The organism is Sinorhizobium alkalisoli (assembly GCF_008932245.1).
Taxonomy (GTDB): Bacteria; Pseudomonadota; Alphaproteobacteria; order Rhizobiales; family Rhizobiaceae; genus Sinorhizobium; species Sinorhizobium alkalisoli.
Genome location: NZ_CP034910.1, coordinates 647,432 through 663,134, shown reverse-complemented (window position 1 = coordinate 663,134; position 15,703 = coordinate 647,432). Strand labels below are relative to the sequence as shown.

General features: G+C 64.1%; 13 protein-coding genes. 10 read left to right on the top strand and 3 right to left on the bottom strand.

What is annotated here, in order from left to right:
- Nucleotides 1-196: 196 nt before the first annotated feature.
- The gene (locus tag EKH55_RS20750; protein ID WP_246231966.1) at nt 197-985 is read left to right on the top strand and encodes a pseudouridine synthase; all 789 of its coding nucleotides are present in this window, start codon (nt 197-199) and stop codon (nt 983-985) included.
- 74 nt (nt 986-1,059) lie between these two features.
- Here the strand turns inward: EKH55_RS20750 and EKH55_RS20745 are convergent, their stop codons facing one another.
- Nucleotides 1,060-2,478, bottom strand: coding sequence for an aminotransferase-like domain-containing protein (locus tag EKH55_RS20745; RefSeq protein ID WP_192803855.1), 1,419 nt, complete (start codon nt 2,476-2,478; stop codon nt 1,060-1,062).
- Between the two features lie 83 nt (nt 2,479-2,561).
- Between EKH55_RS20745 and EKH55_RS20740 the strand changes: the two genes are divergently transcribed.
- Nucleotides 2,562-3,425 carry a DMT family transporter gene (locus EKH55_RS20740; protein ID WP_069457235.1) on the top strand — a complete coding sequence of 288 codons (864 nt, stop codon included), beginning with the start codon at nt 2,562-2,564 and terminating at the stop codon, nt 3,423-3,425.
- A 274-nt stretch (nt 3,426-3,699) separates the two neighbouring features.
- Entirely contained in the window at nt 3,700-4,200 is a 501-nt protein-coding gene (locus tag EKH55_RS20735; RefSeq protein WP_151612930.1) for a hypothetical protein, read from the top strand.
- A 278-nt stretch (nt 4,201-4,478) separates the two neighbouring features.
- Here the strand turns inward: EKH55_RS20735 and EKH55_RS20725 are convergent, their stop codons facing one another.
- Nucleotides 4,479-5,750: an ABC transporter substrate-binding protein gene (locus EKH55_RS20725; protein WP_151612928.1), complete on the bottom strand. Its 1,272-nt coding sequence runs from the start codon at nt 5,748-5,750 to the stop codon at nt 4,479-4,481.
- Nucleotides 5,751-5,940: 190 nt separating this feature from the next.
- On the opposite strand from EKH55_RS20725, the gene EKH55_RS20720 reads away from it, so the two are divergent.
- Genes EKH55_RS20720 through EKH55_RS20695 form a run of 6 tightly spaced genes read left to right on the top strand, consistent with a single transcriptional unit; the run spans nt 5,941 to nt 14,063 of the window.
- Nucleotides 5,941-8,463, top strand: coding sequence for a hypothetical protein (locus EKH55_RS20720; RefSeq protein WP_151612926.1), 2,523 nt, complete (start codon nt 5,941-5,943; stop codon nt 8,461-8,463).
- Between the two features lie 14 nt (nt 8,464-8,477).
- Nucleotides 8,478-9,569: a beta-galactosidase BglB gene (bglB, locus tag EKH55_RS20715; RefSeq protein ID WP_192803875.1), complete on the top strand. Its 1,092-nt coding sequence runs from the start codon at nt 8,478-8,480 to the stop codon at nt 9,567-9,569.
- A complete protein-coding gene (gene pglB / locus EKH55_RS20710; protein WP_151612922.1) occupies nt 9,569-10,900 on the top strand; it encodes a polygalacturonase PglB in 1,332 nt (443 codons plus the stop codon). Before bglB ends, pglB begins: the two co-directional genes overlap by 1 nt.
- Before the next feature lie 13 nt (nt 10,901-10,913).
- Nucleotides 10,914-12,011: an ABC transporter ATP-binding protein gene (locus EKH55_RS20705; RefSeq protein ID WP_151612920.1), complete on the top strand. Its 1,098-nt coding sequence runs from the start codon at nt 10,914-10,916 to the stop codon at nt 12,009-12,011.
- Nucleotide 12,012: 1 nt separating this feature from the next.
- The gene (locus EKH55_RS20700; RefSeq protein ID WP_151612918.1) at nt 12,013-13,002 is read left to right on the top strand and encodes a carbohydrate ABC transporter permease; all 990 of its coding nucleotides are present in this window, start codon (nt 12,013-12,015) and stop codon (nt 13,000-13,002) included.
- Between the two features lie 2 nt (nt 13,003-13,004).
- The gene (locus EKH55_RS20695; protein ID WP_151612916.1) at nt 13,005-14,063 is read left to right on the top strand and encodes a carbohydrate ABC transporter permease; all 1,059 of its coding nucleotides are present in this window, start codon (nt 13,005-13,007) and stop codon (nt 14,061-14,063) included.
- A 3-nt stretch (nt 14,064-14,066) separates the two neighbouring features.
- Here the strand turns inward: EKH55_RS20695 and EKH55_RS20690 are convergent, their stop codons facing one another.
- Nucleotides 14,067-15,107 (bottom strand): LacI family DNA-binding transcriptional regulator, encoded by a 1,041-nt coding sequence (locus EKH55_RS20690; RefSeq protein WP_151612914.1) that lies wholly within the window; start codon nt 15,105-15,107, stop codon nt 14,067-14,069.
- Between the two features lie 163 nt (nt 15,108-15,270).
- Here EKH55_RS20690 and EKH55_RS20685 point away from each other — a divergent pair, with 163 nt between their 5' ends.
- Complete coding sequence (locus EKH55_RS20685) at nt 15,271-15,477, top strand: hypothetical protein (protein ID WP_151612912.1); 207 nt, start codon at nt 15,271-15,273, stop codon at nt 15,475-15,477.
- The last annotated feature ends 226 nt before the right edge of the window (nt 15,478-15,703 follow it).

Genomic DNA, 15,703 nt, shown 5'->3' with positions numbered 1-15,703 from the left:
GGGCGTATTTCCAGCGCAGACGGCGGCGTGCGCCTGCTCGGCGGAGCGATTTCCTCTTGGCCCCCGATCATGGATTATGCCAGATGAACCACAGTGCCTCGCGTCGTATCAGATGCGCTGGCGCATCGTCCCGAAAATCGGAGCCGATGTTCGGAAGGCTCGATGCACAGACCGACGAATGGTGGAGGATGAACGGGTGAAAGGGCGCCGCCCATCTGCGCTGAAGCGCGGCAGAGACGCACAGGACGGTGATCGGGCCGGCCAGCGCGTGACGCTCGCGCGGGCGATCTCAAAACTCGGCTATTGCTCCCGCAGCCAGGCCGAGAGGCTGATCGAAGAGGGCCGCGTCAGCGTAGGTGGCCACGGCACCACGGACCTGTCCCGCTGGGTGGACATCGAGAAGGACAGGATCGCCGTCGACGGGGTGGTGATCGCGGCGGAGGCCAAGGTCTATCTGATGCTGAACAAGCCGCGCGGGATCGTGACGACCCGAGACGACCCGGAGGGGCGGCCGACAGTGTTCGACTGCCTCGACCAGCGCGGCACCCGCTTCCTCTCCCCCGTCGGGCGGCTCGACAAGGCGAGCGAGGGCCTTCTGCTTTTCACCAACGACACGGTGCTGGCGCAGCGCCTGCTCGATCCCGAGACCCATCTCGGCAAGGTCTACCACGTCCAGGTGCGCGGCCAGTTCGACGAGGCAACGGCCGGGGCGATGATGGAGGGGGTGAGCGAGGGCGGCGAATTGCTGAGGGCCACACGGGTCCGGCGCTTGAGATGCGGCGATCGCAACAGTTGGATCGAGGTAGAACTCAAGGAAGGGCGCAATCGTCAGATCCGCCGCATGCTCGAGGCCCTCGGCTTCGAATGCCTTCGCCTCCTGCGAGTGTCGATCGGCGATATCATCCTCGGTGACCTGCCCAAAGGGGCAAGCCGCCCGCTGACGAATGCGGAAATAGGGTATCTTAAACGCCGCACCGGGACCTGACCGCGGGGATGGTTCGCCCACGCAATCGCGTCTGGCAGGCGCGTTCCACGGCATTTCGAAGGCCTGGAGCCGCCTCAGCCCATAAGCTCAGCAATTTCCCTGAACAGCCGCTCATCCACGCACTGGGCGACGTTGAAGCGCAGGAAACCGCCGGCCGTCTGCGCATGGCTGAAAGCGTTGCCGGGCGCGAGCACGATGTTTCTCGCAAGCGCATTTCTCGCGAGTTCGGCCGCATCGACGCCGTCCGGCAGCCTGCACCACAGGAACATCCCTGCCTGCGGCTCCAGCCAAGGGGTTATGCCGATCCGCTCGAGTTTTAACGCTGTCTCCGCCATCGCCTTGGCCAACCGGCCGCGCACGGCTTCCATATGCTTGCGGTAGCTGCCGTCCTTCAGGAGCGTCAGCATGAGCGGCGCGGAAAATCCCGTTCCGCCGAAGCTTGTGGCGATCTTGAGATCCGTGAGCGGTTCGATCCAGCCGCGCGGCGCCACGATGAAGCCGCAGCGCAAGGCCGCCGACAGCGACTTCGAGAAGCTGCCGATATGCACGACCCGCTCAAGCCCGTCGAAGGCCGCCAGCCGCGGCGCCGGCGTCTCTTCGAAATCGGCGAAGATGTCGTCCTCGATGATCGTCAGGCCCGACTGGTCCGCAAGCTTCAGCAGACGGTGGGCGACCAGCGGCGCCAGCGTCGCACCGGTCGGGTTGTGAAGGGCTGAATTGGTGATGTAGAGGCGCGGCCGGTGCACGGAAAGCGCCTCGGCGAATGCACCGATATCCGGTCCGGACGGCTCATAGGGAATTGCGACGATTTCCGCCTGATGCGCCCTCAAGAGCGCCAGGAAATTGAAGTAGCACGGGTCGTCGACGAGCACGACGTCACCCGGCTTCAGGAGGAAGCGGCAGAGAAGATCGATCGCCTGCGTGCCGGATTCCGTCAAAAGGATCTGCTCGGGCGAGGCCTCGATGCCGCGCGGCGCCAGGCGGCGGGCGAGAAGCTGACGCAGTGGCAGCAATCCGAGTGGCGGTCCGTAATCGACGAGGGTCGCGGCGTTGCCGCGGGCAAGCGCGCGCAGGCCACGCCTCAAGCCGTCCGCCGGCATCCAGCCTGGAGGCAGCCAGCCGCAGCCGGGCATCAAGACGGCATCGTCGGCCTCGAGCGCCTGCCGTGAAATCCAGAGGGGATCGACCTCGCGGTCCAGTTTCGGGCCGATCTCGGCAAGCGACAAGGGCGCAAGCGGCGCAGCGACGAAGAAACCGGAGCCCGGCCGCGAGCGGATCAGCCCCTCGGCCGCAAGCCTTTCATAGGCCTCCACCACCGTCGACTTCGACACTTTCATGCTCGTCGCGAAGGCGCGGATGGACGGCAGCCTGGCACCGGGCGTCAAGACGCGGCTGGAAATGCGATTCCTGACGGTCGCCATCACCCTGTCGATCAAGCTCTCGCCCTCTGCGTTCAGCGTCTCGACAACCATCCGTACCGTTTCCATGACCATAACAGTTTGGAGAAACTGTACCGGATTGTATCTGGAAGTGCCAACGACTTCGCCCGATACCCGACAGGAAAAAGGAGAGTTGCATGGAAAAGACGACGAGCGGTTTCGTCAACGGATTTCTGGGCGTTCTGGTCTTCAGCGGCTCGTTGCCGGCGACGCGTGTGGCGGTGATGGAGTTCGATCCGCTGTTTCTGACCGTCGCTCGCGCAGTGATCGCCGGGGCACTTGCCGGCTTACTCCTCCTCGCGTTCCGGGAACGGCGACCGGAGCGTGGCGATCTCCTGTCGCTTTTTCTGGTATCGCTGGGCGTCGTGGTCGGATTTCCGCTTCTGACGGCGCTCGCGCTCAAACAGGTCACCTCCGCCCACTCGATTGTGTTCGTCGGGCTCCTGCCGGTAACGACAGCCGTCTTTGGCGTCGTCCGCGGCGGCGAGCGGCCGCGGCCGGCCTTCTGGCTGTTCTCCGGCCTAGGCAGCGCCATCGTCGTCGGCTTCGCCTTGAGGCAAGGCTTCGCAGCGTCGCCGGCGGGCGACCTCCTGATGCTGGCCGCCATCCTTGCCTGCGGGTTCGGGTATGCCGAAGGTGCGAGCCTGTCGCGCAAGCTCGGCGGCTGGCAGGTGATCTCCTGGGCGCTCGTGCTCTCGCTTCCGGCCATGACCATGCTGATGCTCCTGACCATGCCCGTGAGCCTCGCACAATCAAGCGCGGCCTCCTGGATCGGTCTCGGCTATGTCTCGATCTTCAGCATGCTGGTCGGTTTTGTCTTCTGGTACCGTGGCCTTGCGCAAGGCGGTATCGTCGCCGTCGGACAGCTGCAATTGCTGCAGCCGTTTTTCGGCCTTGCTCTCGCGGCGATCTTCCTCGGCGAAAGCGTGAGCTGGACCATGCTTGCCGCTACGCTCGCGATCGTCGCCTGTGTTGCCGGTGCGAAGAAATTCGCAAGATAGGCCGCTAAACGGACGCAAGATGCCTCCACGGCACCGGGCGTCTTTTCACACGCGCAAAGGCCGCTGTAGCTCTTTGATCCGCGCGTCGAGCTTTCCGGATATCCGATACGATTTCGGCCCGATGCGTCAGAAGATTCGCCCCTGAAACTCGCTGCCTCCGTCCGGCGGGAACCTCGACGGTGGCCGCGCGTTTGCCCGATGCCGGCTGGACCACAGCGCGCGCATCTCATCTGGGGATCCTCGCGGCACAGTGCTGCAAATGGGAGATAGGAGAATGATCCGGAGACTTCTGCTTGCAGCCATATTGACCGTGCCGGCGGGAACCGCGCAGGCTGACGAACAGACCTTCCTGGCTTCTCTCGAAGGCGACTGGGTGGGACGTGGTTCCGTGCGCCTTCGCGCCGACTCCGCCCCGATCAACGTTTCGTGCAGCTTCGACACGAAAAGTGCCGGTCCTGCCCTTTCCATGCGAGGCAGGTGCCGCGGCCTGATCGTGGTCTCGCGCGCGATCAGTGCGGATCTCAGGTTTGACGGCAGGCGGTATCGCGGCACCTATGTCGGACCGAAGGGCGGCCGGTCGAGGCTGACGGGCGCGCGCCAGGGGAATGCGATCAATCTTGCCGTCCGCTGGGCGGAACCGGTGAATGGCGATCATCGCGCGAACATGGTTCTGCGAAAAGTGGGAGAGAACGGCATGCAGCTTACGACCATCGACGTCGATCCGAATACGGGAAACCGCGTGGCGACCAGCGACATAGACCTTCGACGGAGATGACGGATCCGCCCGCCCCGGAACCGCTGCGCGCTTGGGCGATATAAAATAGCGAAGGAGTTCGATGATGGCACCCGACCCGATCGGCCCAGGTCCAGGTCCAGGGCCAGGCCCAGGTCCTGGACCCGGGATCATCCCCCCGAACCCGGTTCCCCCGCTCGGCATTCCGGACCCGCCCGTCAAGGAACCGCGGCCCGACGAGCTTCCCGAAGGAGAGCCTGTCGAGCCGCCGGACCGGAAGGAAGAGCTTCCCCAGCCGCCGGACAGATCCGGCGCGCCGTCTACTGCGTCGAGACGGCCTCGTTGATCTTGCGGACGTCGTCCTCCAGCACCTTGTAGGTTTCTTCGAGCGACAATTCGCCGACGATCAGCTGGCTCATGCGCTGCACGATCTGCTGGTAAAGGGCGGTGCCGCCTTTCATGCGCTCGAATTCGCGCGCGGCCTCCGGCACATTCTTTTTATTGTCGAGGAAGACCGCCATGGATGCTTTGGCGTCTTCGCTCGAAAGCTTGTATTGCGGGTCCTTGATGTCCGCGCCCGTCAGGATGACGTAGTTTTCGGCGATCTCGCGCTGGATCTTCTCGGAGCCGAGAAACTCGATGAACTCGGCCACGACCTCGGGATGCTTGGTGCGCTTGAAGCCGACGATCGCGGTGCCGCCCGGCATGGCGAAGCAGCCGGCTTCGCCGCAGGGCGCATTGATCGCGGTCCAGTCGAAGCCGTCACCGATTTTGGTCTGGAACGGGTTCACCATCCAGTTGCCGGCAAGATAGGTCACCACATTGCCGTTGACGAATTCGTCGCCCATGTTCTTGTACTGAGAGCCGCCGGCCGCGCCCCACATCTCCTTGGGGAAGCTGCCGTCCTCGGCCCAGGCGTAGAGATCGGCGATATATTTCTTCGCCGCCTCGTCCGGGAAGCTGAACTTGCCGTCCTTCACATAGGTTGCGCCGTAGGAGAAGGCCCCACCCGAGAAGCGATGACCCGAGCGGTCCATGGTGAAGGGTATCTGCACGCCCGTCGCCTTGGCGACCCGTGCCGAGGCTTCGACGATTTCCTTCAAACTTGCCTTCGGTCCGGGCAGAGGCTCGCCGGCCTGCTCGAACAGGGTCTTGTTGACGAAGGGCAGATTGAGGGTCTGCGACGCCACATAGCCGTTTATGGAATTCGGATCGTTGATGCCCGGCAGGCGCAGTTGGTCGAGGCTTCCTCCATGCAGTTTGGCGAACGCCTCCGGGTCCTTCATGTACGGACGCATGTCGAGATAGTAGGGCGCGAGCTGCCAATCGGCGATCTTCGCCACGTCGGGGCCCTCGCCGACGGCAAGCTGCACCGGCAATTGCTTGACCACGGCATCGTATCCGGACGAAACGAAGTTGACCTTCACGTCCGGATGGGCGGCCTCGAACTCCTGGCTGAGTTCCGCCATGCGCTCGACATAGCCCTGGTCGTCATCGGTGAACACGAATGTGATCGTCTTGGTTTCGGCCTGCGCCGCGCCGGCCGCGACGAGGAATACCAGGGCACTTACACCCGAAAAAAGCTTCGACATACACACCTCCTCCGTGAAAATAATTTCATTGGCCGAGCCGGAATTCCTCATCCGTAGTCGGTTTTCTCTTTTTTGCGACTTGACAGAGCAAAGGTCAAGCCGTTTATTTTGCGACACCGCTCGAGCGACGTCGCGCTACAGCTCGAGACAGTAATGAAAAAGTTTTCATTGGATCCGCGGGAGGCGATCTATGGAGAGCAATCCCACGACGATCGCGGCCTCGTCCGAGCCGACCTATCGGGTTTCAAAGGGCGAGACGATCACCGCCTGGATCGTGTCCGCACTTATCCGCGCGGACTTTCCGGGCGTGGCTGCACCGGCCGAGGATCGCGTCGATTATCGCTTCCTCAACGGTTTCGTCGAGGTCGGGGACCTGCCCTGCCGCAAGGCCTTCTGGGCGGAGATGGTCGGCCGCGCGATCGAGCCGGAACGCAATTGGCCGGAGGCCCGCCTGAACCTGCCGGGCGCAAACCGCCGCGTGGAATTCACCGGTTTCTGGCACACCCCGACCCATGTCCGCCGCTGGCTCAAGGGCACGTTCCGATGTCAGACAGCGCGGAAGCTGAACCTCAGGCTCAGCACCTGCGGCGGCGTGCGCATCTGGGTGAACGGCACCGAGCAGGTCCGCTTCAAGCCGTTCCAGCGCAATGTCGAAAGCGCATGCGATCTGACGCTCGCACTAGAGGCGGGCGACAACGACATCCTGCTGCATACGGAAGATCTCGCCGAGCGGGACACGATCTGGTTCTTCGAACTCGAACTCCTGGACGAGGCGTCGCTGACGGTCGTGCTGCCGATTGCCCTCGACCAAGAGGAAGTCGGCCGTCTTGCCGCGCTTGCCCGCGACGTCCGTCCGAGCCAAGACGTCTTCGTCGACGAGGCGCTGGAAGTCATCTTCGACACCCCGCCCGGCCGTGACCTTCCTGTCCTTGTCGAGGTCGTCAGCCATGGCCATGACAGCGCCGTTCTCGCGCGGGCCGAGGTATTGCTGGGTGCGCACGAAACCCGTCTTTCGATCCCAGGAACGCGCGGGCTTCCCGACGGCTATCATGCGGTGCGGCTGACGATCGGATCGGGCGCGGGCACCATCACCCGTGTCATCGATGCTGCATTCCTCAGCCAGACCTCGCCAGGTGCGGGGGCTTCCTCAATCGAGGTGCGAAAGCGGACGGCCCTCGCTTACAGTGCTCGCTTCGGCGCCGAACGCATCGGCCGGGCCCTTGCCATGCTGGCTGCGGGCGATGACGACAAGCCGACGATCGACCGGATCTTCGCGGCAACGCTCCACGCGATCGGCCGGCGCGAGGATTGCTCCGATTTCGTCATGGTGCCGCTCCTCTGGCTTCTTCGTGGCTACGGCCGTCGGCTCGCGCCGGAGATCGCAGAGAAAATCCGGCAAACCGTGCTCGGCTATCGATACTGGATAGACGAGCCCGGCAACGACGTCATGTGGTTCTGGAGCGAAAACCACGTGCTCTGCTTCCATGTGAGCCAGCTGCTTGCCGGCGAATGCCTGCCGGACGCCCTCTTCACGGCCTCGGGCAGGACCGGGCGTCAACAGGCGGAACTCGCCACGGCGCGCCTCTCCCGCTGGTTCGACGCCGTCGAGGCGCATGGGCTCGCCGAGTGGAACTCGGCCGCCTATTACCCGATCGACTTCATCGGCCTCATGGCGCTCGAACATTGGGCGGAACCTGACCTTGCGGCGCGCGCCAGCCACCAGCTCGACCTGGTCTTCGAGATGATCGCGCTCCACACGCTTGCCGGCGTGCCGGCGGGGTCCCAGGGCCGCGCCTATGACAAGGAATTGCGCGCAGGTCCGCTGACCGAACTCGCCCCCTTCGCCGAAGTCGCCTTTGGAGAGGGCTGGCTGAACGGGGGCGTGGCGTCGCTGCCGATGTTCTGCTGTTCGAATTACGCCCCGCCGGCGCATCTCAAGGGGTTTGCACGGCTCGAACCCGGCCGTGCCATCGAAGCCCGCTACGCCCAGGGGCTCGATGCCGGCAAGCTCGTCCTCTTCAAGAACCAGTCGGCACAGCTCTCGACCGTCGTCGATCACAAGACCGGCCGCAAGGGTCATCAGCAGCATGTGATCGACATCCGCCTCTCGGGGCATCCGATGGCGCGGCTCTGGGTGAACCATCCGGGTGAAGACGATCCCTGGGGCACGCAGCGCCCCTCCTACTGGGCGGGAAGTGGCATGCTCCCGCGCGTGGCTCAACATCGGGATCTCGCACTGATGATCTTCGATACGCAAGATCATCGCAACGGCTGGACACATGCTTATCTCGGTCGGGACGGCCTCGACGAGGTGCTGATCGAAGACAAATGGCTGCTCGTTCGCTCCGGTGCCGGCTTCGCCGCCCTTCACGCCACCAACGGCCTGGAAATGATGGAGAAGGGCGCGACCGCCGGACGGGAGATCCGCTCGGAAGGACGACGTTCCGGCTGGATCGCCGCAGTCAGCTGCGGCGATCCAGCCGATTTCGAGCGCTTCCGCGAGCGGATCATCGCGACCGCCGTCGACTTCGACGCCGATCGACTGATGCTCTCGGTGACGCCACCCGATCGACCGGAATTGCGCCTCGCCTACGAGGGCACGTTCTCGGTGGGCGGGCAGCCGATGACATTCGATCACACGCAACCGAGACCGGAAATCACTTTCGACAGTGCCGCTCCCGGCAGGGATCCGGCGCCTCTCTTCTATTCATGAGTGAAAGCATGCAGATGAACCAGATCTCCATCGAGCGAGCGTCGCTCAAGATCACGATCGACAAGGTGGCGGCCGCGTTCAGCCGCCTGAAGGGGATAAAGGAAGGCCTTGTCGGCGCGGATCAGCCCAGCGGCATCCAGTTCGACGAATGGGACTGGGAGGTCGGCGTCGGCCTCTATGGTTTCCTGCGCCGAGCGCTCGCCACCGGTGACCGCAGGGCGCTCGATGAACTCGTCGCCTGGTATGCCTGGCAGATCCAGCGCGGGCTGCCGGCGCGACAAATCAACAGCACGGCGCCGATGCTGGCGCTTGCCATCCTGACCGAGCATGTCGACCGGCCGGATTTCCGCGCCCTGGTCGAGGACTGGGCCGACTGGCTCGTGCATCAGCTGCCGAAGACCGAGGATGGCGGCTTCCAGCATGTGGTAAAGGAGCGTCTTAACGACGGCGAGCTGTGGGACGATACGCTGTTCATGGCCGGCCTCTTTCTTGGCCGGGCCGGCGTGATCTCGAACCGCCGGGACTGGATCGATGAGGCGGTCTACCAATTTCTGGTCCATGCCCGCTATCTTTCCGATCCCATCACCGGCCTTTGGTATCACGGCTGGACTTTCAACGGCCGCCACAACTTCGCCAGGGCCTTCTGGGCCCGCGGCAATGCATGGATCACGGTGGCGATCCCCGAGTTCTTCGAGCTCGTGCCGTCGCTTTCCTCGAAGGACAAGCGCTTCCTCTCGAATGTCCTCAAGAGTCAGGTCAGCTCGCTGAAGCGCCACCAGCGCGACGACGGCATGTTCCACACCCTCGTCAATGATCCGACCTCGCCACTGGAGACCTCCGCCACGGCGGGGATCGCCTATGGCATCCTGCGCGGCATCGAGGCCGGCATTCTCCCCGAGGCGGATCGGGTCCATGCCGATCTGGCACTGATGGCGGTGTTGCGTCAGATCGACCAGGAGGGCGTCGTCCACGGCGTCTCGGACGGAACGCCGATGGGCCACGACCTCGATTTCTATCGCCGCATCCCCAACCTGCCGACGCCGTACGGACAAGCGCTGACGATGCTCTTGCTGATCGACGTGCTTCTCAAGGGCGGCACGACCTGATGGCGGGCCCGCAGCACATCCGCATTGAGGCGACGGGCCGCGACGCCACGGCCGCTATTCAGGAGGCGATCGACGTGGCGTCTGCGCATGGCGGTCGCGTCACGCTTGTCGCCGGCGAGCATGTGGCGGGTGGGCTGACCCTGAAGAGCGGCGTCGAACTGCACCTCGCGGAGGGCGCCCTGCTCCGGCCGATCCCGGACTATGAGGCCTATCGCGCCACGACGGTCCGCGTCATCGCGGAGAAATCGAACCGCGGCATGATCGTCGCCCGCGATGCGGAGAACATCGGGATCACCGGGCCCGGCAGGATCGAGGCGGGCGGCGAGCATTTCATCATCGGCGATGATGCGACGGTCGGCACCTTCGTTCCGGCGGAGTTCCGCCCGCGCGTCGTCGTCCTCGAAGGCTGCCTCAACGTTCTGCTCGACGGCTTTCACGTGACCGGCTCGCCGATGTGGACCCTGCACCTCGTGGACTGCGAGGATGCTACCATCCGCAATGTCTCGATTGCCAATGACCGGCGCCTGCCGAACACCGACGGCCTGGTGCTCGATGCCTGCCGTCGCGTGTTGGTCGAGGATTGCACGATATCGACCGCCGACGACGGCATCTGCCTCAAGACCAGCGCCGGGCCGGACGCAAAGGCGATCGGCACCTGCGAGAATGTCATCGTCCGCCGCTCGACCGTTTCGAGCCTCAGTTGCGCGCTCAAGCTCGGGACGGAATCCTTCGGCGACTTCACCAATGTCGTCTTCGAGGATTGCAAGGTCGTCCGGTCCAACCGCGGACTTGGCCTTTTCTCCCGCGACGGCGGCCACATGCGCAACATCCGCTTCTCGCGGATTGATGTCGATTGCCGCGAGACGCCGGACGGCTTCTGGGGCTCCGGCGAAGCGCTGACCGTGACGGTGGTCGACAGGCGGCCGGAACAGAGGGCCGGTGCGGTCGAGAATTTGCTCGTCGAGGAGATCGGCGGCCGAATGGAAGGTGCGATCAATCTCGTCTCCACCTCGAAGGCTGGCATTCACAACGTCGCGCTTCGCGGCATCACGCTGGCACAAGGGCCGGGGCCGCTCGGCACGGGGCGAAGCTTCGATCTCAGGCCAACATTCGCGGATATCGCCCCGCGCGTGGAAGCGGAGGGGCGGCCGAATGCCTGGACGCGCGGCGCCGACGGCAAGGTCGTCGGACTTTGCGACTATCCCGGCGGCGTGCCGGCAATATACCTCAAGGGCGTGCGCGGCTTTTCCGCTCACCAAGTGGCGGTCACGCGTCCGACGCGACTGCCGGAGGGCTGGAACCCGACGGATATCATCGAAGATTTGACCTGATGGGAGCAGGGCGATGGGAGATCTCAAACTTTCCAACCTTAACAAATCGTTCGGTTCGGTTGCCGCGCTCAACGACGTGAACCTTGACGTCGAGGATGGTGACTTTGTCGTCTTCGTCGGCCCATCCGGTTGCGGCAAGTCCACGCTGCTCCGCATCATCGCCGGGCTCGAGGACATCACCTCCGGCGGGATCGCGATCGGCGGGCGCGATGTCGCCGCGCTGTCGCCGGCCGAGCGCAAGATCGCCATGGTCTTCCAATCCTACGCGCTCTACCCGCATATGAGCGTGCGCAAGAACCTCGCCTTCGGCCTCGAAAACCTCAAGTTCAAGCGGGACGAGATCGAGGCGCGGATCGCGGAGGCTGCGCGGATGCTGGCGATCGAGCCCTATCTCGACCGCAAGCCGCGGCAACTCTCCGGCGGCCAGCGCCAGCGCGTGGCGATCGGTCGGGCGATCGTGCGCGAACCGGCGATCTTCCTCTTCGACGAGCCGCTTTCGAACCTCGACGCGGCGTTGCGCGTCCAGACGCGGGCCGAGATCACCAGGCTGCATCGCCAGATGAAGACGACGATGATCTATGTCACCCACGATCAGGTCGAGGCGATGACCATGGCCGACAAGATCGTCGTGCTCCGGGCTGGTCGCGTCGAACAGGTCGGCACGCCGCTCGAGCTCTTCGATCATCCGCGCAACCTCTTCGTCGCCAGCTTCCTCGGCTCGCCACGCATGAACATTTTGAAAGGCCGTGCCGTCGTCAGCGACGACTGCCGCGTGCTCGTCGACGTCGGCCATCCGGCCCTGCTTGCGAGCGATGCCGATCCGGGCGCGGTTTCCGCCGGACAGGAGGTGGTGGCCGGTATCCGCCCGGCGCATTTCATGCTCTCCGACGAAGGCTTGCCCTTCGAGGTGCAGTATCACGAGAGCCTCGGCACCGAGACCTATGTCTACGGCAATCTTCAGGGACAGTCGGAGCCGGTGATCATCCATCAGCCCGGCCATTTCGCGCCTGCGCCAGGCAGCATTCTCAAGATCATGCCGGAGCAGCAGCGCCTGCATGTCTTCGACCCGGCGAGCGAATTGGCTCTCGCCCGCCGCCGCGGGAGGACCTGATATGGCCGGGCCGGCAGGACTTGCGGACCGGGCGCTCGACGGTGCCATGGCCGTGGTGGAAGCGCCGATCAACGCCGTCGAGCGGCTGATCGGCAAGCGGCGGATGCCCTATGTCTTCCTTGCGCCGAACCTCGTGCTCTTCGGCATCTTCACCTTCCTGCCGATCGCCATCGCCATCGGCTATGCCTTCACCGGCGGCACCGATCTCCTTATCTCCAACCGCCCCTTTGTCGGGCTCGATAATTTCCGCAAGCTTCTCTCCTGCGCCGATTATCTCGCGCCGGGAAGCTGCGAGGAATCGCTCTTCTGGACGGCGATCTGGAACACGCTCTGGTTCGTCGGCTTCAATGTCGTCGCCACGCTGCTCGTCGCGCTGGTTACCGCACTGATCCTCAATCGCGCGATCTCCGCGCGCGGCTTCTTCCGGGCCATGTTCTTCTACCCGGTGCTTCTGTCGCCGGTCGTCATCGGTCTGATCTGGAAATGGTTTCTCGACCGCAACGGCCTGCTGAACGCCTTCCTCCAGATGCTCGGCGTGCCGCCGGAAATCTTCCTTCTCGATGTCGGCTGGTCGCGCTTCTTCGTCGTCGTGGTCTCCGTCTGGTTCCACATGGGCTTCTACACGCTGATCCTGCTCGCCGGTCTGCAGGCGATCCCGAAGGATCTTTACGAGGCGGCGGCGATCGACGCCGCCTCGCCGACCCGCACCCTGTTCCGGATCACCCTGCCGTTGCTCGGGCCGAACCTGCTGGTCGTACTGATCCTCCTGATGATCCGCTCGGTGCAGATCTTCGACGAGGCATGGGTGCTGACCAATGGCGGCGGTCCGGGCACGGCCAACACCTTCCTCGTCCAGTATATCTACCAGATGGCCTTTGCCGGGGATTTGAGGCTCTTCGGGCTCGCGTCCGCCGCCTCCGTCCTCATGGGGCTGGTTCTTCTCATCCTGACCCTCGGGCAACTGCGCCTGAGCCGCAAGGTGGAGTCCTGATCATGCACGGCACCTTCAACGCCATCGGCTTCCTGACCCGCACCCGCCGCCCCGGCCGGATCGACATCACCGATGTCCTCTCCTGGCTGTGGCTGATCGGCGGCACGCTCGCCGTTCTCGTTCCCGTCGCCTGGGCGGGCCTGTCTTCGCTGAAACCGGAGGCGGAGATCACCCGCTTTCCGCCGACCTTGCTGCCCGTCGCGACGGTGCTGGTGGAGGTTCGGGGTTACGACAAGCCGTTAAGCCTCTGGACTGCGACGATCGACGGCGAAACCCGCGAAATGGCGATGGTCCGCCGCATCGGACTCAAGGCGCAACTGGTCGATCCCGACAACCCCGCCAAGGCCGTCAGCGTCGACACTAAGAGCATTTCGCCGGTCCAGCGGCTGACGGTCGCAACGCAGAACTACACGGATCCGCTGACCCGCTTCAGCTTCCTGACCTTCCTGAAGAATTCGGTCTTCGTCACCTTGGTCGCGACGATCCTGACCTTGATCGTCAACGCGCTTGCGGCATTCGCACTCTCCAAGTACCGCTTCCGCGGCGAGAAGGCGATCTTCGTGCTGATCATCTCGACCTTGATGATCCCGCTCACCGTCGTCATGGTGCCGGCCTATCTCGTCGTCGTCGGGGTCGGCCTCGTCGACAATCTCTGGGGCGTCATCATCCCGACCGTGGCGACGCCGACCGGCGTGTTCCTGCTCCGGCAATATATGCTGACGATCCCCGACGAGCTGATCGAGGCGGCGCGGGTGGATGCGGCCAGCGAGTTTCGCATCTTCTGGCGCATTATCCTGCCGCTGACCGCGCCTGCGCTCGCGGTGCTGGCAATCTTCTCCGTGCTCTGGCGGTGGAACGACTTCCTCTGGCCTTTGATCGTGCTCAGCAGCCGCGAGAACTTCACCCTTCAGGTCGGCCTCAATGCGTTCCAGGGCGAGTTCTCGGTGCAATGGCACTATATCCTTGCCATGACCTTCCTCAGTCTCGTCCCGGTGACGATCGTGTTCCTGTTCCTGCAGCGCTACATCACTACGGGAATCGCCGGAACCGGCATGAAGTAATAACTATCTCGGGGGCGGCGCGACGCTGCCTCTCAGGATCAGCCGGCATCCGAGCTCGAGCCGATGGGCCGGGCGCAGCGGGTCGTTGGCGATCAGACGCTGCTCCAGCAGTGAAAGCGCGGCGGCGCCGAGCCGGTCGGCCGGCATCTGGATGGTGCTCAAGGCCGGCGTGCTGAATTCGCCCGGCACGATATCGTCGAAGCCGAGCACCGAGACCTCCTCCGGCACGCTGATGCCGGCCTCGGCGAACGCCTCCAGGCAGCCCAGCGCCAGATTGTCGGCAGCACAGAAGATCGCGGTCGCGCCACGCAGGCTGCGATCCGCCTTCAGAAGAGCCCGCATCACCTGTTTTCCATGACGCGGTTCGTAGCTTTCGGCGACCACGACCATGTTTTCCGGCACCGGCAGGCCCGTGACCAGATGGGCATCGACATAGCCGTCATAGCGCCGGCGGATGGTGGTGCGCCCCTGCCAGGTAAGATGCAGGATGCGACGGTGTCCGAGCGAAAGAAGATGCTCGGTGCCGAGCCGGGCGCCGAAGCGGTTTTCGACCGTCACCGTATCGACCAGCATCGAAGGGTCCTCGCCATTGAGAATCACCATTGAGCGGTTGAGTGCGGAAAGAGCCCGGATGAGTTCCGGCCTGTCGTCGTTCAGGATTACGATGCCGTCGGCCTTTTCGCTCTCGGCCGCATCGCGCACTTGCGCTGCATCGAGCCGCATGGTCGCGCTGACGAAGGGCACGATGCGAATTCCGCGCCTTTCGCATTCCCGCCGCAGGCCATTGAGGATCGTCCAGCTCACCATGTTGACGTCGCTCTGCGGCGCGGCGTCGCTGGTGAGCGCCAGCAGGACGACTTGCAATGTCGCGATCGTCGCCTTCTTCCGCCTGATTTCGAGATAGCCGAGCCGGCGGGCGGATTCGAGCACCCGCTCACGCACTTCGACGGTCAGCGGCGCGGTTCCATTGAGTGCATGCGATGCCGTGCTGAGGGAAACCCCCGCCTCCCGCGCCACATCCTTGAGATTCGTTTTCCGCTCCACGATCGGGCCGTTCACCTCACGCCGAATGTCTGATCCCTATCCCGTCACAAACCATAGCACCCCGGCGATCCGCAAGCATAAACCACCACGGCGACAGCGTTTTCCGGCCGGTTGACACGGCGCACCGCAAATGAGAACATAACAAGAACAAATGGAGGCATCCATGACTCATGCAGAGCAAGTCATTGAGCGCGCAATGGCGGCCGTGGCCGCAGCCCGCCGTCAGCGGGAACGCGATCAGGAGCGGCGCAGGCAGACCTTCGGTCGCATTCAATTGAGCCCGCCCCTGCCGATGCCGAAACGTGGCCTACAGCTTTCCCTTAAGCTCGACGGTCGACCAGCGCGAGACGATGCGCCGGCCGGCCACTGACCAAACTCGCTGCCTTCGCTGGAGCGTCATGGACGTCAATAATCCTTCCTCAGCCGAATCCATCCATTGATCCGAGTTCTGTCTGCCCGCGCGCTGCGGCGTTGGACACGGTTGCCGACGGTTCAACCCCGGGCCACCAGCCACGACGGCGGTGATACGAGCAAAACGCACTGCAGATTGGTCTGTTTGTGCCGTTCCGACTGAGCGATCCGCATCTCATCATTGC

Bases quoted from the DNA above. Each gene is read 5' to 3' on its own strand.
- EKH55_RS20740 (WP_069457235.1), top strand. From the start codon at position 2,562: ATGGAAAAGACGACGAGCGGTTTCGTCAACGGATTTCTGGGCGTTCTG.
- pglB (WP_151612922.1), top strand. From the start codon at position 9,569: ATGGCGGGCCCGCAGCACATCCGCATTGAGGCGACGGGCCGCGACGCC.
- bglB (WP_192803875.1), top strand. From the start codon at position 8,478: ATGAACCAGATCTCCATCGAGCGAGCGTCGCTCAAGATCACGATCGAC.
- EKH55_RS20695 (WP_151612916.1), top strand. From the start codon at position 13,005: ATGCACGGCACCTTCAACGCCATCGGCTTCCTGACCCGCACCCGCCGC.
- EKH55_RS20745 (WP_192803855.1), bottom strand. From the start codon at position 2,478: ATGGTCATGGAAACGGTACGGATGGTTGTCGAGACGCTGAACGCAGAG.
- EKH55_RS20725 (WP_151612928.1), bottom strand. From the start codon at position 5,750: ATGTCGAAGCTTTTTTCGGGTGTAAGTGCCCTGGTATTCCTCGTCGCG.
- EKH55_RS20705 (WP_151612920.1), top strand. From the start codon at position 10,914: ATGGGAGATCTCAAACTTTCCAACCTTAACAAATCGTTCGGTTCGGTT.
- EKH55_RS20720 (WP_151612926.1), top strand. From the start codon at position 5,941: ATGGAGAGCAATCCCACGACGATCGCGGCCTCGTCCGAGCCGACCTAT.
- EKH55_RS20735 (WP_151612930.1), top strand. From the start codon at position 3,700: ATGATCCGGAGACTTCTGCTTGCAGCCATATTGACCGTGCCGGCGGGA.
- EKH55_RS20700 (WP_151612918.1), top strand. From the start codon at position 12,013: ATGGCCGGGCCGGCAGGACTTGCGGACCGGGCGCTCGACGGTGCCATG.
- EKH55_RS20685 (WP_151612912.1), top strand. From the start codon at position 15,271: ATGACTCATGCAGAGCAAGTCATTGAGCGCGCAATGGCGGCCGTGGCC.